Below are 23,294 nucleotides of genomic sequence, written 5' to 3'. Positions count from 1 at the left end.
TGGGCGATTTGATCAATAGTAGCGCCAAGCGCGCGGCAGAGAGTACATGACGATGATTTGCCGCTGGCAAGGCGCTGATGGAAGAGGTCGAATGGTTGCAGAAAACACCAGAAATCTCCAGACACAGTATGCGCGATCAGCCCGCCACGCCCTTGCTCGAAAAAGAAGATCAAGAAGAAATGCCGCGCAGGGTGATGCGCCGGCTGTGAGCAGTGATTGAATGGCGACAACCTACGACTATCGGCTTGTTTTGGGACCACATTCTCCCATGTCCGTCCCGTTGCAGAGCCTGCTTGCGTCAAATCGAAAAGCCCTACGCAGCGTTGGAACCGAATTCCCGCAGGTAAAGATGCATCGCAGCGTCATGTCCCGAACGCTGGGCCTGCTGAAAGACGGGCTGGCGGAAAACGTCGCACATGACAACTACTTGAAGACCGTGCTGGAGAATAAAGACACCGGCTGCATCATCTACAACTTCGACGCATTCTTCAGCAGCCGCGAAAAAGCGTTTCGATCCGGGTCGCTATACCCGCGTATGGAAAAAAAGCTCGCACCGCTGCGACGCCTGACAGACGGGCAGCAGGTCACCATTTTCCTCTGCCTTCAGCATTTCACGCAGTTTGTTGAAGTGGAGCTGGTCCGTAACCCGCATCTGCCGCATCTGGTCGCATCATTTCCCCATAAGCTGGCGTTCTCCTGGGTGGATTTTGTCCGTCGCATGAAGGAAGCCTGGCCAGAGGCGCTGCTCGTCATCGTGGACGCGGATGACCTTGCCGTAAACTGGGCAAAGACGGTCGCGCTGATTACCGGACATCCCGAAACGCATACCTTTGATGCGATCGAAAAATTTCCTCTGTCCTGCTTGGCGGAGGATGGCAGAGACCCCTACCGCGAAGCCCTCGCAAACTCTCCCCCACCAACGGTGCCGTCGTGGACGGAGGTGACATCGCGCTTTTTCGCTGACTATGGCCAACACGTCCCCATCGTCCGGAAAGTCGTTGTCAGCCCCTGGAGTGATGCCCAGATCGCGCAGTCGAAGCAGAAATACGAGGCCGACCTGGCCGATCTCAAGACCCTCGGCAACGTTGTGATGGCCCGTGACGTGGCCTGGGACACCCCGTGAACGCCGGCCGAAAACCCGATATTGTCTGCATCGGGGCGCAGAAAGCGGGCACGTCCTGGTTGCACCAGACGCTGGCCACACGGCCCGATATCTGGGTGCCGCCGTTCAAGGAACTGCATTTCTTCGACCACAAATTCATAGAGGAATGCAGCCGCTGGGCCCCCTGGCACGTCAAGAAAGGGCTGAAGGCGGCGCGGGAACGACATATCTCCGGCCCCGGGCCGCGCGATGATGCATATCTTGCGTATCTGGAAAGTCTGGCGGCGCGCCCGATCCTCAACGGCACATGGTACAAGCGCGTATTCTCACGTGCGGACGATCAGCAGAAGTGCCTTGATGTGACCCCTGAGTATTCCTGCATTCCGGATGAGGGTGTGGACTTCTTCAAACGCTTTCTGCCGGACGCACGGCTGATCTACATCGTCAGGGACCCCCGGGAGCGGCTGAAATCCCAACTGCGGATGATGGCGCACGGCACGTACAACGGGCGGCTGACAGATGCCGAGTGGACCGCAATCCTGGACATGCCAGCGTTAAGCACCAGAGGCGATTACTTGAACAACATTCCACGCTGGGACAGCCGGTTTTCGCAGGATCAACTGCTCTATCTCCCCTTTGGCCAGATCAAGAAAGACCCTCTTGGCCTTTTGAAAACGATTGAACACCACTGCGATCTGCCCGCGCAAATGTATAAGGATGCAGATCGCAAGGTGCACCAGACCAAGCCTTTACGGCTTCCCGCGTTTGTCCTGGATCAGGTCGAAACCCGTGCGGCCCCGCAAAACCGGTTTCTCCAGGAGCGCTTTGACCAAAGCTTTCTCACGGACACCGTGTAGGCAGGCCCGCGATGCATCTGCACGGCCCATCGTGCGACGGTGATCGTTTTTCCTATCCTTTGGCGCGTCGCAGCAACCACACGAAAAACAGACCGCCGATCAGTCCGGTCACGATACCGATGGGCATGTCTTCCGGGGCCATCACAGTACGCGCCAGAATATCTGCCCAGAGCAGGAAGATCGCGCCGAAGAGGGCCGAGAGCGGCAGAACACGTGCATAGTCCCCGCCCACCACAAGGCGCACGATATGCGGGATCATCAGACCTACAAAACCGATGATGCCCGAAAAGGCGACCATGACGCCGGTGATCAGGGCACCAACGACAAAGACCGTCAGGCGAAAACGTGCAACGGGAATGCCCAGGGTCGAGGCGGTCTCATCTCCGATGGTCATCGCATTGAGGTTGCCCGCGTTGCGCCACAGGTAAGCGCCGCAGATCACAAACACCGCGAGCGGATAGATCAATTGCCCCCACTGCGCGAGCCCGAGCCCGCCGAGCATCCAGAACACCACCGTATGGGTGGCCCGTGGATCCCCCAGAAAGATCAACAGGTTCGCCGCTGACATGACGATAAAGCTGACCGCAACCCCCGCGAGGATCAGCCTGTCGGCGCTGGTGGCCGTTGCAAATTGCGACACCGCCAGCACCAGCAATGTGGCACTCAGCGCCCCTAGAAAGGCCAGCAGCGGCACGGTCAGCAGGCCGATGAACATGCCCGTGTGCAGCAGCGCGAGGATGGCGCCAAAAGCGCCGCCCGCAGAGATGCCCAGCAGATGCGGGTCGGCCAGCGGGTTGCGTGTGACCGCCTGCAGCGAGGCGCCCACCATGGCCAGCCCCGCGCCGACAAGACAGGCCAACAGGGCGCGGGGAAAGCGGATGTCCCAGACAATCGCCTCCCGCCCCGCCGACCAGTCGGCCACCACTGTGCCCGGGATGATCTTGTTGACCACCACGCCCCAGACAACCGGCAGGGGCACGCGAATGGCCCCGACGCTGACGGCCCAGGACAGTGACAGCGCAAGCAGCGCCAGACCAACGCACAGACCCAGCGGAAAACTCAGCCTGCGCGCAGCGATTGAAGGGGCTTTCACAGTGATCCGCGCCTAGTTGGCGCGAAAGGCCGCAGCCAGTTTCTTGACCGCGTTGATGTTGCGCGGGCCCGGTGTCGCCTCGACATATTCCAGCACCACGAAACGGTCGTTCCTGATCGCGTCCAGATCGGCAAAGGCCGGGTTTTCCATCATGAAGGCTTTTTTCTGATCCGCCGTCACGGTGCCGTAGTTCACGATCACGACCACCTCCGGGTTCCGCTCCACAACGGCCTCCCAACCGACCGTCCCCCAGCTTTTGTCGAAATCATCCATGATGTTACGCCCGCCCGCCGCAGCGATGAGCGCGTTGGGCATGGCGTAGCGCCCCGCCGTGAACGGCGCATCCTCACCGCTGTCATAGACAAACACGCGCGGCGGGGTGTCCAGCGCGGGTTGCGCCGCCAGAAAGCTGTCAAGGTCTGCTTCATAGCCTTTGATCAGGGCTTCCGCCTTGTCACTTACCTCGAAAATCTTCCCGAGATTGCGCAGATCATTGTACATATCCGCCATGCTCACGGGGGCTTTTTCCCCGATATGGATGCAGCTTTCGGTCAGCTCGTAGACGTCGATGCCAAAGGGGGCCAGGGTCTCCGGGGTGACTTCGCCGCCGACTTTCATGCCGTAGTTCCACCCGGCAAAGAAGAAATCCGCATCTGCCCCGATCAACACCTCCTTGGACGGGTATTTTGCCGAGAGTTCGGGCAGTTGTTCCACCCCTGCCCGCATTTCTTCATCCAGCGTTTTCCACCCTGAAATCCCCGTGTAGCCAACCATTTTGTCGGCCAGCCCGAGAACCAGCATCATTTCGGTGAGGTTCACATCATTGGAAATCGCGGCCTTTGGCGGCGTATCGAAGGTGACAGTGCGGTCGCAGCTTTGCACGGCGGTTTGCGCAAAAGCGGCAGAGGCCGCGAGAGAGACTGCAAGAGAGGAACACAGGAGTCGCATGGAGAGACCTTTCAAAGGGGAATATGGAAAGAAAAATGACGGTTGTTGCTTGGCGAGAGCTGTTCCTGACGTGCATCCACGGCGAAGGCACCGGAGATCAGCGTTTCCGTCAGCACGTCATGGGGGGCGCCAAAGCCCAAGGCACGCCCGCTTTGCAGCAAAAGGATGTCGTCGCACACGCCTGCCGCGATATTCAGATCATGCAGCGAGACGACGATGGTCAGGTCCAGCTTGCGGATAAGCGCCAGCACTTCCAGCTGGTGACGGATATCAAGGTGATTGGTGGGCTCGTCGAGGATCAGCAGGCGCGATTCCTGGGCCAGCGCCCGGGCCACCATCACCCGCTGCCGTTCGCCGCCCGAGAGGGTGCCGAAATCGCGATGCGCCAAGGCGGCAAGGTCCAGCGTTGCGAGGGCCTCTGCCACGATCTCCGCATCCCGCGCGCCTGACGTGGAATAGCCCAGCCGATGTGGGGTGCGGCCCAGCGCCACGATCTCCTGCACGGTCATTCCGAAACCCGAAGGCTGTTCCTGCAGCACCGCCGCCGTTTGGCGCGCGGCGGCCCGTGGCGGCATGGACCAGATGTCCTGACCATCGATTTCCACCGCGCCCGACAACGGTGCGTGATAGCGGTAGAGCAATCGCAGCAGCGTGGATTTACCCGCGCCGTTGGGCCCGACCACGCCCAGTATCCGACCGGGTTTGACGTGAAAACTCGTCGGGTGCAGCACCAGCGGCGCGCGTTTGGACGGTGCCCAGCTGACATCGCGCACCAAAAGATCCGCCGCCGTCATGAGACGCGCTCTGCCGTTTCTTCCATCGCGATGATCGCGGCGGGCACCCGCGCCAATGTGCTGCTGCGCAGCTTGCCCGGGCGATCCACGGAGGAACACCAGCCGTCGTGCAGATGCGCATATTGGCGGGCAAAGGAGACCAGATCGGAAATGTCATCTTCCGCCGTCATGTCGCCAAAAAGATAGGTCGCCTTGCGCGTACTGTGAAAGGCCACGGTGCAGGGCCTGTCGCATCCGGCCATGCAGGCCACGCCCGATATTTCGAAGGCCTCCGGGATCGCATCCCCCGCAGCCGAGATGGCGGCGCGCAATCGCGCGATCAATTCATATCCGGGGCGGCACGTGGTGCCCTTGTGCCGACATGAGGTGCATACCGTAATTCTGTTTGAAGTCTGTCTGTCCATTTCGCCCTCCGCGAAGCCGCGGGGCGTCAGGCAGATATGTGCTTTTATACGGCAGAACCCGTAGAACCATCATGATCTCCTAACCGGACACCCCGTCCGGGTTGAGTTGCAGGCAGTGCCGATGGCACCGGTGATGGCAGGTCTCCTGACTTGCGGGTCGCAGCTCGCCCGATCCTTCCCGGGCCTTTTGGCCCAGTGGTGATCTTCGGGGTCGCTCGCCGCTTACAGTTGCGGGGGCAGTTACGGATTTGGCGCCCATCGGCATACCGCACCGTATTCCCTTTTCATCCCGGTGTTTTATGCCGTGAGGCATCCGGGAACCATCTGCACCTTGTGTCATTGATTCTGTTCTCTGGGTCAAGCGCGCTATTGAACAGTCGGCACAGAAATCCCGTGCATCGGACCGCACACCGGGACCGGTTGGCCACCTCTTGGCTATCAGAACCGGACCTGATGTGCGGCTGGATGATCTGCGACAAAAATACATCCCCGATCCGTCGAATAGGACTTCACGCGCCGGTTAAAATCAGACAGAAGAGCGGCAGATGCCAGGCATCGAAAATCATTCATTCTGAGTACCCAGCAGCGCGCTAGGCTCTCTCGCTTTTTTCAAAGGGGGTGGCCAAATGGGGCGCATATCTACACGTAAAACAACCGGTATTCTGGTGGCGGATCAACGCAAGGATCAGGTGCTGTTGTTGCAGGACCTGGACGGGGACGGCACGGCCAGCGGGGCCGAAGAAACAACCGTCTTCTTCGACGACACAAACGCCAGCGGCTTGGAGGTGCCGACCAACAATGTGTTTTCCGTACATCAGGCGTCGGACACATCTGTCTATATCGGCGACGGCACAAGCGACACGATTTATCGGCTCACCGATGAAAACGCCGATGGTGATGCGCAGGATGCGGGCGAGGCTTCCGTCTGGTTCTCTGCCGAGAACGCGGGCGGCTTGTCGACCGTCACGCCCAACGGCATTGCCGAAGGCGCTGATGGTGCGATCTATATCGCCAACGCCGGCACGACATCGACACCACAGGATGCAATCTACCGCACCGTCGATCTGAACGGCGATGGCGATGCAAATGACGACGGTGAGGCGACGGTCTGGCTCGACCTGCAGACCGTAATCGACACCTCGGTGCCGTTCGATCTGAGCTTTGACGGTAATGTCGCCTACCTCAACGACCTGACCGGCACGGCCACGGATGTGATCTACCGGATCGAGGACATCAACGGCGACGGCACGATCCAGGCCGAGGAAGTCACCAACTTCATCTCGGATGACATGAACTTTGGCGCACCTGTCGATATCTCCAGTGCTGTCGGAGTGGATGGCGCGCTCTACACACTCACGTGGTTCCCGGAGGGCGACGAGGTTCTCAAGATCTACCGCCTGAATGACTTCGACGGGTCGGGTCAGATCGATCAGGTCTATGAGGCCACGGAAGTCTGGAATGCAAACATGATGCCGGGTGGCATCGCCGCCGAGATCGGGTTCTCCCTGGCCACGGACAAGGGCGGCGGGCTGATCCTGACCGCGAACAGCTTTGCGGGCGACGCCAATGTGGTCAAACTGACCAACCTCAACGGCGACGGCGATTTCTTTGATGCGGGCGAAACGGTGATCTTCGGCTCAGACCAATATGACGGCCAGTTGATCCGCCCGCGCGCGGTCGAGGCCTATCAGGGCGAGACGCAGATGGTGGCCAGCACCGTTGGCGCGGGCAACCATTTTTCTGTCTTCCTGCAAGATGGTGTGCTCTACAGCGCCGGTGAAAATGTCGTCAGCCAATTGGGCAACGGCAGTGTCGGTTTCGACGTCAAGGCACCGATGGCCGTGGAAATGCCCGAGGGGTTTGACGGCATAATCAAATCCGTCTCTGCCGGCATGCTGCACACGACTTTCCTGACAGAAGATGGCGACGTCTACGCCTTTGGCTTCAACAACCGCGGCCCGCTGGGTGTGGGCGATGAAGACAGCCGCCAGTCGGCGGTCAAGATCGAGGCGCTGGACGATGTCGAGATCACCGGCATCGAGAATGGCAATGGCGTATCCTATGCCATCTCGGCCGAGGGCACGCTCTACGCCTGGGGCAGCAACACCAACGGGCAGCTCGGCACAGGCGATCAGGACGAACGTCTGGTGCCCACGGCGGTTGAGGCTCTGGCGGGTGAAACCGTGGTGGCCGTATCCTCTGGCACCTCGCACACGCTGGCGCTAACGGAAGACGGCCAAGTCTATGCGTTCGGCAGCAATACCGACAATCAGGTCAGTGGCAGCGAAGATCGCCGCGTGATCGACCCCGTTCTGGTCGAAGGCCTGCCTGCTGACATCGTCGGTGTCACAGCGGATGGCAAAACCTCTTTCGCCGTCACCGCCGACGGTCGTGTCTTTGGGTGGGGGCAAAGCGACACCGGGCAGTTGCTGCAAGGCAGTGACAATGGCGATGGCACCTTCACCGTCGATCCTGCGGATGTGGCGGTACCGGTCGAGCTTACCGGCCTGCCCGAGAGGGTGATCGACGTCAAAGGCGGGGCCCGTTGGGCCGTGGCGCTGACCGAGGACGGCGATGTCTATGCCTGGGGGCCGAACGACGAAGGCCCGACCGGTGGGCTTGACGGTGATCCGGAGGCCGAAAGCGACGCGAGCTTCCTGCCGACCAAGATCGCAGAACTCGATGACGTGAACATCGTCGAGATCCAGACCGGGCCGAACTCGATCATAGCGGTCAGCGACACCGGTGCCGTCTTCACCTGGGGGTCGAATTCGGACGGGCGTCTGGGCTATGCCTCCGACGGGTCGGTCTACACGCCGCAGGAGGTGGATTTCGAGGCAGACCCTGCCCCCTTCCTCAAATCCGCGACCCCCTCCGACAACGGTCGGGATGTGGAGAATGATGCGGCCCTGACCCTGACCTTCACCGAAGAGGTCGCGGCTGGTGAAGGCACCCTCACGCTGGTCAACCGCGACACCGGGGCGCGCATCGAGATCGACGTCACCGATGACAGGCTCGTCAGCTTCGATGGGGATAAAGTAACGATCACGCCACCCTCTCATCTGGACACGGATGCGCGCTATGCGGTGGAGATCGAGGAGGGGGCCTTTGAGGACAGCGAAGGCCAGAGCTTCGAAGGGATCAAGGAAGGCGACACCTCGACCTTCAACTTCACCACCTCCGAAGAAGCCGCGGCCTCCGAGGATCGCTATCGCGGCACCTTCCAGGATGATCTGTTGCGCGGTGGCGCGGATGACGACCGCATCAATGGCCGTTCAGGTGATGATCTGATCTCAGGTGGTGAAGGCGACGACCGCCTCAGCGGCAACTGGGGGGATGACCACCTGCGCGGTGATGCGGGCCGGGATCGCCTGAACGGCGGCTGGGGCGAAGACACCCTCGACGGCGGCGCGGATAACGACGTGCTGAATGGCGGCTGGTCGAATGACGTGCTGCTGGGAGGCGACGGCGATGACCGGCTGAACGGCGGGGTCGGCAACGACTTACTGGACGGTGGTGCCGGGGATGACCTGATGAAAGGGGGCCGCGGCGTCGATACCTTTGTTTTCAATGGTGGGGACGACGTGATCCAGGACTTCGATACCGGGTTCGATTGGTGGTTCTTCAGCCGCCCCTCTGATCAGATTGTGATTGACGTCGACGGCATCGACAGCTTCGAAGACCTGATCGCCGGTGCAAGCCAGTCCGGGCGCGCAGTGACCTTCCAGTTCAGCGAGGACGACAGCCTGACCCTGCGCAACACCCATCTGGACGCGCTTGACGTGGATATGTTCAGCTTCGTTTGAGACATGGGACGGGGGCTGGCAGTGCTGGCCCCCACCCTTTTCCGTCTGGTCCCACGACTTGAAAACGGTACAGAGGCCAGGCGAATAGCGCGCATAGCTAGATTTGTCTGGTAGAGCCACGTCCGAACACCAGAGAGCAGCACGTGTTTCAGCGCGGAGGGTCAGACCTGCGCCAAGAGGTCCCGAAAGGCCTTTCTGGCGCGGCCCGGATGTCTAATCTTGCGTACCGCCTCAAAGTTCGCAGAGGGGTCACCCACAACAATCACCCCCACTATACCCATCTCATAATGTGGCACGCAGATGTATCCGTAGACGCCCGGCACGGTCAGCGTGACCGCGTGCGCCACGTCCAGCGAACTGTTCCACGGTTCCGCACCGTCGGGGATCATGCCGCGCTTGGAGGCAGTGTTGTGCCCCGCGTGGGTCGGGTGAAAGGTCACCTTGTCGCCGGGCGCCACATGCAGCACCGCAGGTTCGAACACATTGGTCTGCTGCGTATCTCCGCAGGCGGCGTTCAACATCAGAACAGCGTGCTGACCGCCCTGCGATACCGGCGGTCTGCAGGCCTCTGCCCATAGGTATGCGGGATAGATCCCAGCGGCTGCGGATGACAGCAAAAGACTACGGCGCGTAAGCATGCACGGAAATCTCCTGTTTCGGGCCTTGCGCCACTTCGATGGCCACCCGGTAGACATCAGACAGATCAGGCGTGCCGAGCACGTCCGCCGGAGAGCCCTGCACCCGGACCCGCCCCTCGCCCAGCAAGATCAGATGATCGGCAAAGCGCGCGGCAAGGTTCAGGTCGTGCAAAGCGACGATGCCAATGGCGTTCCGGGCAATCATCTGCGCACGGATTTGAGCAAGCACATCCAGCTGGTGGCGCAGGTCCAACGCGGATGTCGGCTCATCAAAGAGATAAACCTCCGACCGGCGCACCAGCGATTGCGCGACGGAGACCATTTGCGCCTGCCCGCCTGAGAGCTCGCCGATGTAGGCGTCCGCCAGATGCGCGATCCCGCCCGCTTCGAGCGCGGCGGCGACCGCCGAGACATCCGACGGTAAGACCCGCCAGCCGGACAGATTCTTATGCGCCATCAGGACCACGTCAAACACGGTGAGGGCGGCGTTGGCGGCAAAGAACTGCGGCATGATGCACACCCGCTGCAGCTGGGCCTTGCTCCGCAGCGTGGCAAGATCGGTGTCCCCCAGCCAAACCGATCCGGAGGCGGGTTTGAGCAGCCCCGCGATACAGCGAAAGAGCGTGGATTTGCCCGAGGCATTGGGCCCGATCAGCGCGGTCAGCGTGCCCGGCTGCAAAGGGGCCATGCTGACATCTTCCAGAACGGGCCGGGCACCATAGGCGAAGGAGAGGGTGTCGATGCGCAGCCCACTCATTGCCAGTGCTTCCGGCGCTGGCTGAGGATCAGACTGACAAAGAACGGGATGCCGATGAGCGAGGTGATCATGCCGATCGGGTAGACAATGCCCGGGGTGATCGCCTTGGAGGCAATCGACGTGCCCGACAGGATCAGCGCCCCGGCAAGGGCCGACATGGGCAGGAAACCGCGCTGGTCCTCCCCCACGATGATGCGCGCGATATGCGGTCCGACCAGCCCGACAAAGGCAATCGCGCCGACAAAGGACACCGCGACGGCAGCCAAAAGCGACACACCCGCCAGCACCGAGAGACGCAGGAGCGAGACGTTGACGCCGAGGCTGGCCGCCTTCTCCTCGCCCATACGCAGCGCGGTCAATGCCCAGCTGCGGTGAATGAAATAGGGCAGCACGATCATCAGAACGGCGAGGCATACGCCAACCTTTGCCCATGTGGCGCGGGCAAGCGAGCCCAACTGCCAGAAGATGATCTGGGCCAGTTGCAGCTCTGAGGCACCGTATTGCAGGAAGGCCAGCAGGGCGTTGAAGGTAAAGAGCATGGCGATGCCCACGAGGATCATCGCCTCGGGCGTCACGCCGCGCAGTCTGGTGAAGCCAAAGAGCGCCAGCGACGTGAGCATCGCCAGGACAAAGGCGTTCACCGTCACGAACAGCCCGCCAACGCCGGGGATGACCGACCAACCCAGAACGATGGCAAGGGCTGCGCCGAAACTGGCCGCCGACGACAGGCCCAGCGTGAAGGGATCGGCCAGCGGGTTGTTGAGGATCGTCTGCATCTCGGCCCCTGCGACGCCGAGCATGGCCCCAACGGCAATGGCCATGCAGGCGACCGGCAGGCGCAAGTCCCAGATGATCACCTCTTCCTTCACCGTCGCCACGGAGGGGTTGAGGATCACCGTGAAGGTGCGCCAGAAACTCAGATCGGCGGGGCCGGTGATGACGTCGATGGTCAGCGTGATGAGCAATAAAAGAAACGCCCCGGCAATCAGCGCGACGCGCTTGATGGAACGGGCGCGATAGCCTTCGGCGACAAAGCTCGCCGGAAGGGAAGGAACAGAAGTCATGGCAAGGATCCCGTAGTGGATGTGGCCCCGCGGGCGCGGGACCACGGGCCGGTCAATTCAGGGTCACCCAGAACTGCCCGCTGTTTTCATAAGGCATGAACTTGCTGTGCAACTCGTCAAAGGTCGCTTGCGGATCGAGATCCTCGAAATCAGCGGGGTGCAGCCACTTCGCGATCTGCTGAATCGCGATGAAGTGGTAGGGTGAGTTGTAGAACTGGTGGTAGATGGAGTGCATCCGCCCCTCCTGCACTGCCCGCAGGTCCTTGAAGCCGGAGCGTTCCGCCAAGGCCTTGATGCGTCTGGCGTTTTCGGCAGCGTCTGCCTCATAGCCCAGCAGGGTGGCCGTGACCTCCGGTCTGGCCTCGGCCCAGTTCGCCCCGGTGCCGATCACGACATCCGGGTCGGCGGTCAGAATGCCCTCAAGGCTCAGATCGACGGAATAGGCATTGGCCAGTTTGGACCCGTAGTTGGTACCGCCTGCCAGCTCGACAAAGCGACCATAGTTGTAGGGGCCGAAGGACCAGCAGCAGAAATCAGTCTGCCACCCGGCGGCGTTCTCGACCACGACCAGCGGGCGTTCCTCTGCCGGGATGCCCGCAACCACGTTGGAGACCTTGCGCATCTGGGCCACATAGAAATCAATAAATTCAGCGGCGTTCTTTTCTTCACCCAGCACGCGGCCCAGCAACAGCATCGACGGGATCGCGTTTTCCGTCGGGTTCTGCCGGAAGTCGATGAAGGCAACCGGCACGCCTGCCTTGTCGAGCTTGTCGATCAGCCCGGTCTCTTCCGCCTTGAAGAGATTACCGAGATCCAGCAGCACAAGATCGGCCTCGTTTTCCAGAACCGCTTCGATGTTGAAATCCCCGGCATAGGGGTTGCCGAAATTGACCATGCGTGCGGCATCCTGCGGAAAGGCCGCCTCGAATTTGCGGAAGGCATCGGGATCATACTGGATCAGGTCATCTTTCCAGCCGACGATCTTTTCAAACGGGTTGCCGTCGGTCAGCGGCGCAATGGCATACATCATGCGCCCCTCTCCCAGAATGATCCGGGTGGGCGCCTGTGGCAGCGTGATTTCACGCCCCGCGATATCGGTGAGTGTCACAGCTTCGGCAGATGCGTCAGGGGCGGATGCGACGAGGGTCGCACTGGCTGCTATTGCAAGAGCGAAACCATGCACATGCGGTGCAAGTGTCATGGTGTTCTCCTGATGTCAGCGGGGTCAGATGTGCCCGCTCTGATCGGCAGCTTTCAGTATCTTACTTTTTTTGTCAATTACTCTGTTGCTTTTTCCGATTAAATCACTCAACTTTAATCCGAACCAGCCAGCCCTGCGATTCCGGGTGAGCCAACGCAGCAGCGACGTCTCGATCGGAGGAACCAATGCAAGTTGAAGTACGCCAGACTATGGACCGCCTTTTTGACCCTCAGAGCCGCATGGAAATGATCTGTGCCGCCGTGGAATGCGGCGTGCCCACCTATCTGAACCTGGAGTGGGTTCTCGACGCCGTCGAGCGGGAAGAATGGGGCGGGCTATGGTGGTGAGTGTGGCAAAGGAATTCGATCATTTCTCGGTGGAAAAACTCCCGGTCTATGAGGCGCAGGACCTCACCAAAGGGGGCGACCTGGCGAAGATCAAGCTTCAGGATCAGCTCTACACCCTGCGCATCACCCGATCCGGAAAGTTGATCCTGACCAAATGACGGACAAGACCCCACATCGCGGCGGTGCGCCGGTTGGATACGTCGCGGAGCTTGGCGCTGTCGAAGCTGGCGCCGTTCTCTATCTGCGGCTCTGGTGCACGGGCCCCGAAGCGCAGCGTCAGGTCTGGAACGACTTTGCCACAGCCCTGGGCCCGCAAGGCGGGCGGCAGGCACTGAAATCCTTTGAGATGCTCTGCGATCTGTGCGCGCGGCACGGGCGACGCCCGTTGATGCGGCACAATGTGACCTGCAAATGCCTGGGCGCGGATGAATCTTGCTTTGCCAATTTCGTCGGCTATGCCAGCGAAGGCGAGCACGAGGATGCCCTGATGATCGCCACCACGATCGTGCGCCCGGATATGGCAGGCGCGCTTGTCGGTGCCGCGCAGGAATTCGGTTTTGCCCTGCGGCGCATGGCGCTGAAGGCCGAAAGCTTCCCGCCCCCTCATTCAAACACGACCCCAAAATCAAAAACGACACTTCACTGAAAAGGACAGTCAGAACCATGAAACCTCTTACCCTTGCCACGAGTGCTCTGGCCCTATGCGTCGGCCTCGGCACCGCAGCCACGGCGGATCCGGATGCCAGAAAAGACGAAGTGCTCGACACCTACGCCGATATTGCCGCGGCCAAATACGAAGACAGCCTGATCACCGCACAGCGCCTGCAACAGGCCGTTGCTGCGCTGATCGCCGACCCGTCAGCGGAAAACCTGACCGCCGCGCGCAGCGCTTGGGTGGCCGCGCGGGTGCCTTACCAGCAGACCGAAGTGTACCGTTTCGGGAACGCCATCGTCGATGACTGGGAAGGCAAGGTGAATGCCTGGCCGCTCGACGAGGGCCTGATTGACTATGTCGATGCCTCTTACGGCGGGCCATCGGATGAAAACGAATTTGCCGCGCTGAACGTGGTGGCAAGCCCTGCCTTCACCCTGTCGGGCAAAGAGATCGACGCCGCTGAAATCACCCCGGCCCTGCTGGCGGAAACCCTGCATGAGGCGGATGGGGTCGAGGCGAATGTCGCCACGGGCTACCACGCCATTGAGTTCCTGCTCTGGGGGCAGGACCTGAATGGGCACGGTGACGGCGCGGGCAATCGCCCATGGACAGATTTCGCAGCCGGGGACGCCTGCACCGGCGGCAATTGTGACCGTCGCGGCGCATACCTTGCGGCCGCAACCGATCTGCTGGTCTCCGATCTGGAATGGATGACGGCCCAGTGGGGTGATGGTGGTGCCGCGCGCACAGAGTTGACATCGAATGTCGACGCCGGGCTGGCCGCGATCCTGACCGGCATGGGCTCTCTCTCCTACGGCGAGCAGGCGGGTGAACGCATGCGCCTGGGCCTGATGCTGAACGACCCCGAAGAAGAGCACGATTGCTTCTCCGACAACACCCACAACAGCCACTATTACGACGGCTTGGGCATCCAGAACGTCTATCTGGGCGAATACATCCGCGTCGATGGCACGCTGGTCTCCGGCCCCTCCCTCTCCGACATGGTGGCTGCCGTCGATGCCGATCTCGACGCCGAAATGTCGGGTAAGCTCGGCAACACGATGATGGCCCTGGGCCGGATCAAGACGGCAGCCGAGGCTGGTTTTGCCTACGATCAGATGCTGGAGCGCGGCAATGCTGCAGGCGAGGCTCTGATCATGGGCGGCGTCAACGGTCTGATCGACCAGACCCGCTCAATCGAACGGGTTGTCGCGGCGCTGGGTCTCGACCAGATCGCCTTTGAAGGATCAGACAGCCTGGATGATCCCGAAGCGGTTTTCCAATAATCTCAAAAGGTCTTGTCATCATGCGTACATCGAAAGGTTGCACAGAATGATCGTCTGCCATTGTCAAAGCATCACGGATCACGACATCCATGCCGCAATTGACTGGATGCGGGCATCAGATGACAAGACCATCGTCACCCCAGGCAAAGTCTATCGGGCGCTTGGAAAGGCAGCGGATTGCGGCGGCTGCATGCCGCTTTTCCTCTCGACCATGCGCGCGAACGACAATCTGGAAGTCCCCATGCACCTCCGCAATCTCAAGAGCGGAGCACCACAGGAAACCCAAAATGAACGGCGACAAGAAAGTTATCGAATATCTCAACTCCGCGCTTCGGAGTGAACTGACCGCAGTCAGCCAGTACTGGCTGCACTACCGGATGCAGGAAGACTGGGGTCTGGGTCACATGGCCAAGAAGTCCCGTGAAGAAAGCATCGAAGAGATGAACCACGCGGATAAGATCATTGCCCGCATCCTGTTTCTGGGCGGTCACCCGAACCTGCAGAAACTGGACCCTCTGAGAATTGGCCAGACGCCCAAAGAGACGCTCGAATGCGATCTGGCAGCAGAGCATGACGCCCACACGCTTTACACGGAGGCGCGCAAATACTGCGAATCCGTCGGCGATTTCGTGTCAAAGAACGTCTTTGAGGAATTGCTGACCGATGAGGAAGGTCATATCGACTTTCTCGAAACGCAGCTCGATCTTGTGGCCAAACTCGGTGAAGAAAAATATGCCCAGCTCAATGCGTCAAAAATGGATGAAGCCGAATAACATCCTGCTCGTCACCCTGGCGGTGACGGGCACCTTCGCACTGGCCGATGGTGCCACATGGGACCTCGGCGACCCCAATCTAAATGTGATCCCCCGCACCCCGGAAGAGGCCGCACGGATTGCCGCCGTGACGGCGCTGACAAGCGATTTCACGGCGCCCACACGCTTCGAGGACAAACCCGCCGGGGCTGCGACCGTGCGCGTGGCCAGAACGGCGGATGCCTTCTCCAAACCCTCGGGCAACATCAGCTTTGAGGATGAGTTGAATTTCAAGGTCGGCAACGGGCTCTTTCGCAAGCTCTGGGTGTCCTCACCCTCCTCGACACTGGCCTCCGACGGGCTGGGGCCGCTTTTCAACGCCCGCTCCTGCCAGCGCTGCCACATCAAGGATGGGCGCGGGCACCCGCCGGAAACACCGCAGGATAATTCGATCTCGATGTTCCTGCGCATTTCGATCCCCGGCACGGCGGAGGACGGCATCGCCGCCATCAAGGATTACATCGCCACGGCCCCTGATCCGACCTACGGCACCCAGTTGCAGGATTTCGCCGTGCAGGGCCATGCCTCCGAATACCGGCTCGACATCACCTATGAGGAAGAAATCATCACGCTGGCCGATGGGGTGGAGGTCTCTTTGCGCCATCCGACTTATAACGCCGCCGATCTGGGTTATGGCCCCTTGCACCCTGACGCCATGCTCAGCCCCCGCATCGCGCCGCAGATGATTGGTCTGGGACTGCTGGAAGCGGTGCCTGCTGCCGACATCCTCGCCAATGCAGACCCCGATGACGCCGATGGTGACGGTATTTCCGGCCGCCCCAATGTGGTGTGGTCGGTTGAGTTTGATCAGCCGATGCTGGGCCGTTTTGGTCTCAAGGCGGGCAATCCCACGATCCGCGAACAGTCGGCCTCCGCCTTTGCAGGCGATATCGGCATCTCCAACCCCTTGTTCACGGCGGGCAGCGGTGAATGCACCGATCTGCAGGCCGATTGCCTTGCTGCCATCCATGGAGACGGCGATGATCGCGGCACGGAGATCGACGCCGAGGGGCTGGATCTGGTGACCTTCTACAGCCGCAACCTCGGCGTGCCCGCGCGCCGAAACGTAGGCGATCCGCAGGTCTTGCGGGGCAAGGAGGTTTTCTATGCCACCGGCTGCACCTCCTGCCATACGCCCAGCTTTGTGACCCACCGGCTGGCAGATCAACCCGAACAAAGCTTCCAGTTGATCTGGCCTTATACCGACATGTTGCTGCACGACATGGGGCCGGGTCTCGCCGACAACCGCCCCGAAGCACGCGCCACCGGTCAGGAATGGCGCACGCCGCCGCTCTGGGGCATCGGGCTGACGCAACAGGTCAGCGGCCACACTTACTTCCTGCACGACGGGCGGGCGCGTTCCTTACTGGAGGCGGTGCTGTGGCACGGGGGCGAGGCGCAACCGCAGCGGGACGCGGTGATTGACCTGTCCACCGAAGACCGTGCGGCGTTGATCGCCTTTCTGGAGAGCCTATGAAGCATTTCATCCTGTCGGCGGTGGTGCTGTTGACCCCCATCATGGCCGCCTCCCAGAGCGCGGCACCTGTGATCGACGACGTCGTGACGGGCCATATCCTGCCGCGTTTCGAGGTTCTGGCAGAACGCTCTCGGACCCTTGCAGAGACGGCGGCGGCGGATTGCACCCCCACCTCTGACGCCTTGCGCGGTGCCTATGGCGATGCCTTTGATGCCTGGATCGCGGCGAGCCATCTGCGCTTTGGTCCGACGGAGGTGGCGGACCGCGCCTTTGCCCTCGCCTTCTGGCCGGACAGCAGAGGGGCCACGCCGCGTGCACTGAATACGCTGATCGCCGAGGCTGATCCGATCGCCGCATCGCCGGAAGATTACGCCGCAGTCTCCATCGCAGCGCGCGGGTTTTACGCGATGGAATTTCTGCTCTACGACGACACGCTGATGGCGGCGGGCGACGCCGGGTACCACTGTCAGCTGGTGCAAACCATCAGCGCAGACATTGCCGCGCTCTCCTCGGACATTCTGACCGATTGGCAAAACGGCTATGCAGAGAAGATGCGGACCCCGGCGCCGGGTGGCCTCTACCGCAGCGAAGAAGAAGTCCTGCAGGAGGCTTTCAAAGCGTTGACAACCGGGCTTCAGTTCACCTCGGACGCACGGCTGGGCAGACCGCTCGGCACCTTCGACCGTCCGCGCCCGAACCGCGCCGAGGCGCGCCGCTCTGCCCGGTCGTTCAGACATGTCACCCTGAGCCTGACATCGCTGCGTGACCTGGCCAAGCGCCTTGCCGCCTCTGACGCTGCTCTCTCCGCCACCCTCACCAAGGGCTTTGATCGGGCGCTGACCCGGCTGGCCACATTGCAGGATCCGGTGTTTGCCGGCGTGGCAGACCCGCAGGGGCGCGTCAGGATCGAAGTGATCCAGCAATCGGTTGATGTCATTCGCGCGACAGTACGCGATGAACTTGGCCCAACCCTCGGCGTGGCGGCGGGGTTCAATGCGCTGGATGGGGACTGACATGCGCAAGCCAGCACCCGGACGACGGCAGTTTCTGGGGGGCCTGCTCGCGGCAGGCCTGCTGCCCAAACCCACCTGGGCGGATGCGGGCTCCCCCACCTATCTTTCCGCAGCCGCTCGCCCGGATGGCAGCCACGTGCTCTGCGGGATAAGCGAGGCTCTTGACGTGCGGTTTCAGATCCCCCTGCCCGCGCGAGGCCATGCCGCCGCTGCGCATCCATCCCGCCCCGAAGCCGTCGCCTTTGCCAGACGCCCGGGCACCTTTGCCATCGTGATCGACTGTGCAACGGGGCGTACCCTGCAAACCCTCACCGCCCCTGAGGGGCGGCATTTCTATGGCCATGGTGCCTATTCGACAGACGGGACCCTTCTGTTCACCACGGAGAATGACTTTGAGGCTGGTGTCGGGCGGATCGGCGTCTGGGATGTCACCCGCGACTACATGCGTGTGGATGAATGGGACAGCGGCGGGATCGGACCCCACGACATCAAGCGGCTGCCGGGCTCAGACACGCTGGTCGTCGCCAATGGCGGCATCGACACCCATCCGGACAGCGGCCGGACCAAGCTGAACATCCCCACGATGCGGCCCAACCTGAGCTATATCGCGCAAGGGCGCGTGATCGAAACCGCGACACTGCCCCCCGAGATGCGCAAGAATTCGATCCGCCACCTGGCGGTCAATGCGCGCGGTGACATCGCTTTGGGCATGCAATGGCAAGGGGATGGGCCGGTGAGGGCTTTGGTCGGTCTGCACCGACGCGGCGCGCAAATCGTCCTGATGGGCGCGTCCGGTGAAGAGATACAGGCGATGAATGGATATGTTGGCAGCATCGCCTTCTCGAAGGACGGGCGCACCATCGCGGTCACCTCGCCAAGAGGTGGCAGGCTGCATGTGTATGACGCCGAATTGGCCCGCCTGGATCACGTGACACCTCTGGAGGACGTGTGCGGGGTTGCGCCGCACGTCGATGGGTTCACCCTTACATCCGGCACCGGCAACTTGCGGAACCTGAAAGGCCCGGAGGTCCTGCACAGCGCGCACAGCCTGCTTCGCTGGGATAATCATCTGATTTCTATCTGAATTGTCGGAACGCTGGCCATGTCGCCCGTCATTGCGCCGTTTAAGCAGCGCACAGGCTGGCGGCCTCACGCCGCCATTTCTTCGCAGATGGGGCAGCAGCGGGAAAGACAAATGCTCGCTCGGGCAGAATACGAACACCCCCGGCGGGCCGACACCGCCAGACGATTTTTAAAAGCATCACGAAAAAGGCCCCGCCGAAGGACAGCGAGGCCTGATGAAGACCGGTATTTGACGTGCAGAGGCGTACACCCTGCCCTCTGTCAGACCCGGCGACACAGCCCAACCAAGCCAAGCAGGGCAACCACCAGAAGCGGCATGCCCGCAGGCAGCGGCACCGGGGAGACCTGATCATCATAGGCGTCAACCACGCGGCGCAGGTAATCGGGGTTGTCGGTGATGAACCCATCCAACCCCCAGTCCAGAAAAGCGTCTGCGAGCTCGAAGGCCTCCGTCTGGTCGTCGGGCCGGAAGGTCCAGCCATAAACACTCAGACCTTCGCCATGCGCAGCGGCAATCAGTTCCTTGGTGATGGTTCTGAAGCTCAATGCGACGGTATCCGTATACTGGGACAGTTGCGCCAGCGTGCCAAAGGCCCCGCCGATGCTGAGCACACCCAATGTGCCATCATCCAACGGCCATCCGACGCCCAGCTGTGCGACGCCCATCTCGACACCCGCCGCGTCGAGTAGCTCTGCGTAATCGCTGACATTGTTAAAATCGAACGACTGCACAACAGACTTTTCCGGCGTGTCGTATCCCTTGTCGATGAGCGTCTGGATCACCGCCCGGCTGGTATCGATGTTATCGCTGTATTTGCCCTCCGTCAGCATGCCGACACTGGTGCCATTGGCGTCGTTGTAGGCCGTGAGCGCATCCAGCATGTCCGCAAAGGTGGGAATGCGGTAGGGGTTGTCGGCGGAGGGCGTGAAGCCCGGGAAGGTGTCCGCCCCGCTGCCGGTCGGGTTGACGGTCAGCGCGCGCAACTCTTCGTAGGTGAAGTCGCTCACCGCATAGCCACCATTACGCGGCGCATAAATCTCTTCGACATTCGTCGTCCGTTCCAGCGTCGTGTCGTGCATTGCGATCAAGACGTTGTCCTTGGCCATCATCACGTCGGTTTCGATGAAATCGGACCCCATTTTGGCTGCAAGCTCATTGCCGCCAATGCTGTTCTCCGGCAGGTAGGCCGGGGCCCCCCGATGCCCGATCACCAAGGGTGCCGCGCCGGTCAGGGTATTGTATGTGCCAACGGTCGCGGCCTGCCCCAGCGTGGCGGTCAGGCCGGCGAAACAGAGAGCGGCGGCACCCAGATACGTCATTCTTTTCATGCTATCCTCATCCATCGGAAATGCTCGTTCATGACGCCGGACGGTAGCCACGCCAGATGTCGTTCGGGTCGCAGTAGGATGACGTATTTATGAACTCTGGCCGGACGGGTCTTTCACAACCTCGCCGACCGCGCCCCGAAAAAGGGGCCGTAAGGAAGGATGGAACCTGCGTATCACGCTAAGGGTCGGAGATACGTATTCAACTTTCTGTTCAGCTGCTTACCCCCTCAAGTTCAAGCAGTTCAGCAATGATTGAAGATGATCACAACAGCGAAAACGCGTCTTGGCGCAGCAGCACGCCCTTCAAATTTCAATTGTCTGACATTTGATTCTGTGCCAGCTTTTCCGTGGGCGCGATAGAATTCCGTCATCTGCGTCCGTCAGGGAGGATTAAAAATGAACCTAAGACCAGACCCGACGTTTTACCCCACACCACAGATGGCCATGCAGGCCCCGGTCGAAACGCTCGCCTTCACGCTGATGTTAAGCCCCGATGGTTCACAGCCCGACGGCCTCGCCGTGGTCGATGTGGACCCGAACTCCGACACCTACGGCCAGATCGTGCATAGCCTGTTCATGCCGAACAAGGGTGACGAGTTTCACCACTTCGGCTGGAATGCCTGTTCCTCGGCACTCTCGCCGCTCACAGGCCACGCCTTCCTCGAACGGCGCTACCTGATCATCCCCGGCATCCGGTCGAGCCGCATCTACATCATCGACGTCAAAGAACCGCTGAAAGCCAAAATTCACAAGATCATCGAACCGGAAGAGTTGAAGGCCAAAACCGGCTATTCGCGCCCGCATACGATCCATTGCGGCCCCGAGGGCATCTATGTCTCGACCTTGGGCGGCGGCGGAGAGGATGGCACCGATGGCCCTCCAGGCATCTTCATCATGAATTGCGAGACCTTCGAGATCCTGGGGCGCTACGAGATGGACCGCGGCGCGCAGGAAAAGCATTATGACTTCTGGTGGAACCTGCCGCGCGATTACATGGTCAGCTCGGAATGGGGTCTGCCGCCGCAGTTCGAGAACGGCGTGGTGCCGGAGGATCTGCTGAGCAACAAATACGGCCATTCGATCCACTTCTGGGACCTGCGTGCACGCAAGAACATCCAGACCATCGATCTGGGCGAGAACCACCAGATGGCGCTGGAAATCAGGCCCGCGCATGACCCGGCCAAGGAATATGGCTTCTGCGGCGTGGTGGTCGACACCACGAACCTGCAAGGCGCGATTTTCACCTGGTGGCGCAAGGAAGACGGCACGTTTGAGGCGAAAAAGACCGTGACCATCGACCCGGTGCCTGCGGATGCGGATGACCTGCCCGAGTTGCTCAAGGGTTTTGGCGCTGTGCCACCGCTGGTGACCGACATCGACCTCAGCCTTGATGACAAATACCTCTACGTCGCCTGCTGGGGCCTCGGCGAGATGCACCAGTATGATGTCTCCGACCCGATGAACCCGGTGCTGGCGGGCAAGGTCGAGATAGGCGGGATCGTCAAAAAGACGCCGCATCCCAACGGTAAAGATTTCGGCTACGGCCCTCAGATGGTCGAGATCAGCCGCGACGGCAAGCGCGTCTACTGGACCAACTCGCTCTACTCCACCTGGGATGACCAGTTCTATCCCGGTGACCGGGGTGCCGCGATGGTCTGCGCCGATGTGGGGACAAACGGCGGGCTGACCCTGAATGAAAACTTCTGGGTCGAGTTCCCCGAGGGCTACCGCAGCCACCAGATCCGGCTTGAGGGCGGCGACTGTTCCACCGACAGTTTCTGCTACCCTTCCGTCTAGGCAGTGGAAAGCATGAACACGGCGGCGTCCCTCTGGTCCGCCGTCGTGGTCTCAGGCATCTATCACGGGGTTAATCCGGGCATGGGTTGGCCGCTCGCCGTGTCAGCGGCACTGATGGCGCGCAACGCGGGCAACCTCTACAAAGCCCTCGCGGCGCTGGCTGTCGGGCATCTGCTGGCCATGGCGGCGATCCTCTTTCCCTTCTCCGCGCTCATGATACTGGTCGAATGGCAGGTACAGATTCAAACCGGTGCCGCCCTGCTGGTCATCGCGCTCGGGGTCTACTTGCTGATCAACCGGCGACATCCCCGGTTTTTGGCGCGTGTGCCGCCCTCGCGCCTCGCCCTCTGGTCATTTCTCGCCGCCATGGCGCATGGCGCCGGGCTGATGCTGGTGCCGATCTACCTCGGGATTTGTGGCACACTTGAGACGGATGCAGGCCACGCCGCCGCCTATAGCCTCATGTGGAACAACGCGACCGCCGCCCTCGCGGTGGCCCTCGCCCACACGGGCGCAATGGTGCTCGCAGGTGGGGCCATCGCCGTGGGCGTTTACTATTGGCTCGGCCTCAGTTTCCTCCAGAAAAGCTGGTTCAACCTGGACCTGATCTGGGCGCTCAGCCTGATCCTTGTCGGCTCTATCGCTTTGATTACAGCGCACTGAATGACCGACAGTGGCAACGCCGAACAGCTGACGATCCAAAAAACTGTGCGGCAATATAGCGCGACAGATCTTATCCACCCTTTGAAGTCGATCTGATCTCCGACAAACAGCACCAGCCCGTGTGTAGTCAGCGCCTATGAGGTCAAGATCAATGCGCTGGAGCAGGAG

At 61.1% G+C, this 23,294-nt stretch carries 24 protein-coding genes and 1 riboswitch; of the genes, 15 read left to right on the top strand and 9 right to left on the bottom strand.

The window, feature by feature from the left end:
- Positions 1 to 77: 77 nt before the first annotated feature.
- From ISX84_RS23345 to ISX84_RS03110, 3 genes are all read left to right on the top strand, one after another.
- Positions 78 to 209, top strand: coding sequence for a hypothetical protein (locus tag ISX84_RS23345; RefSeq protein ID WP_268247424.1), 132 nt, complete (start codon positions 78 to 80; stop codon positions 207 to 209).
- A gap of 218 nt (positions 210 to 427) precedes the next feature.
- On the top strand, positions 428 to 1,123 hold the full coding sequence (locus ISX84_RS03115; RefSeq protein ID WP_195818849.1) for a hypothetical protein: 696 nt from the start codon (positions 428 to 430) through the stop codon (positions 1,121 to 1,123).
- On the top strand, positions 1,120 to 1,959 hold the full coding sequence (locus ISX84_RS03110) for a sulfotransferase family protein (protein ID WP_195818848.1): 840 nt from the start codon (positions 1,120 to 1,122) through the stop codon (positions 1,957 to 1,959). Before ISX84_RS03115 ends, ISX84_RS03110 begins: the two co-directional genes overlap by 4 nt.
- A gap of 52 nt (positions 1,960 to 2,011) precedes the next feature.
- Here ISX84_RS03110 and ISX84_RS03105 read toward each other — a convergent pair whose 3' ends face one another.
- The 4 genes from ISX84_RS03105 to ISX84_RS03090 are packed head-to-tail and all read right to left on the bottom strand — an operon-like array spanning position 2,012 to position 5,198.
- Positions 2,012 to 3,052 carry a FecCD family ABC transporter permease gene (locus ISX84_RS03105; protein WP_326838692.1) on the bottom strand — a complete coding sequence of 347 codons (1,041 nt, stop codon included), beginning with the start codon at positions 3,050 to 3,052 and terminating at the stop codon, positions 2,012 to 2,014.
- Positions 3,053 to 3,064: 12 nt separating this feature from the next.
- The gene (locus ISX84_RS03100; protein WP_195818847.1) at positions 3,065 to 4,000 is read right to left on the bottom strand and encodes an ABC transporter substrate-binding protein; all 936 of its coding nucleotides are present in this window, start codon (positions 3,998 to 4,000) and stop codon (positions 3,065 to 3,067) included.
- A gap of 11 nt (positions 4,001 to 4,011) precedes the next feature.
- Positions 4,012 to 4,794, bottom strand: coding sequence for an ABC transporter ATP-binding protein (locus ISX84_RS03095; protein ID WP_195818846.1), 783 nt, complete (start codon positions 4,792 to 4,794; stop codon positions 4,012 to 4,014).
- On the bottom strand, positions 4,791 to 5,198 hold the full coding sequence (locus ISX84_RS03090; RefSeq protein ID WP_195818845.1) for a DUF1636 family protein: 408 nt from the start codon (positions 5,196 to 5,198) through the stop codon (positions 4,791 to 4,793). The genes ISX84_RS03095 and ISX84_RS03090 overlap by 4 nt, the downstream gene beginning before the upstream one ends.
- Positions 5,199 to 5,316: 118 nt before the next feature.
- Positions 5,317 to 5,538: riboswitch (cobalamin riboswitch) on the bottom strand.
- A 286-nt stretch (positions 5,539 to 5,824) separates the two neighbouring features.
- Here ISX84_RS03090 and ISX84_RS03085 point away from each other — a divergent pair.
- Positions 5,825 to 9,004 carry an RCC1 domain-containing protein gene (locus ISX84_RS03085; protein WP_195818844.1) on the top strand — a complete coding sequence of 1,060 codons (3,180 nt, stop codon included), beginning with the start codon at positions 5,825 to 5,827 and terminating at the stop codon, positions 9,002 to 9,004.
- A gap of 161 nt (positions 9,005 to 9,165) precedes the next feature.
- On the opposite strand, the gene ISX84_RS03080 is transcribed toward ISX84_RS03085, so the two are convergent.
- Genes ISX84_RS03080 through ISX84_RS03065 form a run of 4 tightly spaced genes read right to left on the bottom strand, consistent with a single transcriptional unit; the run spans position 9,166 to position 12,664 of the window.
- Positions 9,166 to 9,642: a pseudoazurin gene (locus ISX84_RS03080; protein WP_195818843.1), complete on the bottom strand. Its 477-nt coding sequence runs from the start codon at positions 9,640 to 9,642 to the stop codon at positions 9,166 to 9,168.
- The gene (locus ISX84_RS03075) at positions 9,626 to 10,399 is read right to left on the bottom strand and encodes an ABC transporter ATP-binding protein (protein WP_195818842.1); all 774 of its coding nucleotides are present in this window, start codon (positions 10,397 to 10,399) and stop codon (positions 9,626 to 9,628) included. Before ISX84_RS03075 ends, ISX84_RS03080 begins: the two co-directional genes overlap by 17 nt.
- Positions 10,396 to 11,463 carry a FecCD family ABC transporter permease gene (locus tag ISX84_RS03070; RefSeq protein WP_195818841.1) on the bottom strand — a complete coding sequence of 356 codons (1,068 nt, stop codon included), beginning with the start codon at positions 11,461 to 11,463 and terminating at the stop codon, positions 10,396 to 10,398. The genes ISX84_RS03075 and ISX84_RS03070 overlap by 4 nt, the downstream gene beginning before the upstream one ends.
- 52 nt (positions 11,464 to 11,515) lie before the next feature.
- Entirely contained in the window at positions 11,516 to 12,664 is a 1,149-nt protein-coding gene (locus ISX84_RS03065; protein ID WP_195818840.1) for an ABC transporter substrate-binding protein, read from the bottom strand.
- A gap of 185 nt (positions 12,665 to 12,849) precedes the next feature.
- On the opposite strand from ISX84_RS03065, the gene ISX84_RS03060 reads away from it, so the two are divergent.
- The 9 genes from ISX84_RS03060 to ISX84_RS03020 are packed head-to-tail and all read left to right on the top strand — an operon-like array spanning position 12,850 to position 19,338.
- Complete coding sequence (locus ISX84_RS03060) at positions 12,850 to 13,011, top strand: hypothetical protein (protein ID WP_195818839.1); 162 nt, start codon at positions 12,850 to 12,852, stop codon at positions 13,009 to 13,011.
- The gene (gene hemP, locus ISX84_RS03055) at positions 13,002 to 13,169 is read left to right on the top strand and encodes a hemin uptake protein HemP (RefSeq protein WP_195818838.1); all 168 of its coding nucleotides are present in this window, start codon (positions 13,002 to 13,004) and stop codon (positions 13,167 to 13,169) included. The genes ISX84_RS03060 and hemP overlap by 10 nt, the downstream gene beginning before the upstream one ends.
- A complete protein-coding gene (locus ISX84_RS03050; protein WP_195818837.1) occupies positions 13,166 to 13,657 on the top strand; it encodes a hypothetical protein in 492 nt (163 codons plus the stop codon). The genes hemP and ISX84_RS03050 overlap by 4 nt, the downstream gene beginning before the upstream one ends.
- Positions 13,658 to 13,674: 17 nt before the next feature.
- Positions 13,675 to 14,952 (top strand): imelysin family protein, encoded by a 1,278-nt coding sequence (locus ISX84_RS03045; RefSeq protein WP_195818836.1) that lies wholly within the window; start codon positions 13,675 to 13,677, stop codon positions 14,950 to 14,952.
- 46 nt (positions 14,953 to 14,998) lie between these two features.
- Positions 14,999 to 15,292 (top strand): (2Fe-2S)-binding protein, encoded by a 294-nt coding sequence (locus tag ISX84_RS03040; protein WP_195818835.1) that lies wholly within the window; start codon positions 14,999 to 15,001, stop codon positions 15,290 to 15,292.
- Complete coding sequence (gene bfr, locus ISX84_RS03035) at positions 15,240 to 15,725, top strand: bacterioferritin (protein WP_195818834.1); 486 nt, start codon at positions 15,240 to 15,242, stop codon at positions 15,723 to 15,725. Before ISX84_RS03040 ends, bfr begins: the two co-directional genes overlap by 53 nt.
- Complete coding sequence (locus tag ISX84_RS03030; RefSeq protein WP_195818833.1) at positions 15,712 to 17,241, top strand: di-heme oxidoreductase family protein; 1,530 nt, start codon at positions 15,712 to 15,714, stop codon at positions 17,239 to 17,241. Before bfr ends, ISX84_RS03030 begins: the two co-directional genes overlap by 14 nt.
- Positions 17,238 to 18,254, top strand: a complete 1,017-nt coding sequence (locus tag ISX84_RS03025) for an imelysin family protein (RefSeq protein WP_195818832.1) — start codon at positions 17,238 to 17,240, stop codon at positions 18,252 to 18,254. The genes ISX84_RS03030 and ISX84_RS03025 overlap by 4 nt, the downstream gene beginning before the upstream one ends.
- A gap of 1 nt (position 18,255) precedes the next feature.
- Complete coding sequence (locus ISX84_RS03020; protein ID WP_195818831.1) at positions 18,256 to 19,338, top strand: DUF1513 domain-containing protein; 1,083 nt, start codon at positions 18,256 to 18,258, stop codon at positions 19,336 to 19,338.
- Between the two features lie 260 nt (positions 19,339 to 19,598).
- Here the strand turns inward: ISX84_RS03020 and ISX84_RS03015 are convergent, their stop codons facing one another.
- Positions 19,599 to 20,666: a glycerophosphodiester phosphodiesterase gene (locus ISX84_RS03015; protein ID WP_195818830.1), complete on the bottom strand. Its 1,068-nt coding sequence runs from the start codon at positions 20,664 to 20,666 to the stop codon at positions 19,599 to 19,601.
- Positions 20,667 to 21,062: 396 nt separating this feature from the next.
- Between ISX84_RS03015 and ISX84_RS03010 the strand changes: the two genes are divergently transcribed.
- On the top strand, positions 21,063 to 22,463 hold the full coding sequence (locus tag ISX84_RS03010) for a selenium-binding protein SBP56-related protein (RefSeq protein WP_195818829.1): 1,401 nt from the start codon (positions 21,063 to 21,065) through the stop codon (positions 22,461 to 22,463).
- 12 nt (positions 22,464 to 22,475) lie between these two features.
- Positions 22,476 to 23,126: a hypothetical protein gene (locus tag ISX84_RS03005; protein WP_195818828.1), complete on the top strand. Its 651-nt coding sequence runs from the start codon at positions 22,476 to 22,478 to the stop codon at positions 23,124 to 23,126.
- Positions 23,127 to 23,294 lie beyond the last annotated feature (168 nt).

The sequence above is a fragment of the Roseobacter sp. MH60115 genome (assembly GCF_015644665.1).
Lineage (GTDB): Bacteria > Pseudomonadota > Alphaproteobacteria > Rhodobacterales > Rhodobacteraceae > Roseobacter.
Note: the sequence above shows the minus strand (reverse complement) of the source record. Positions and strands in the feature narration are given on the sequence as shown.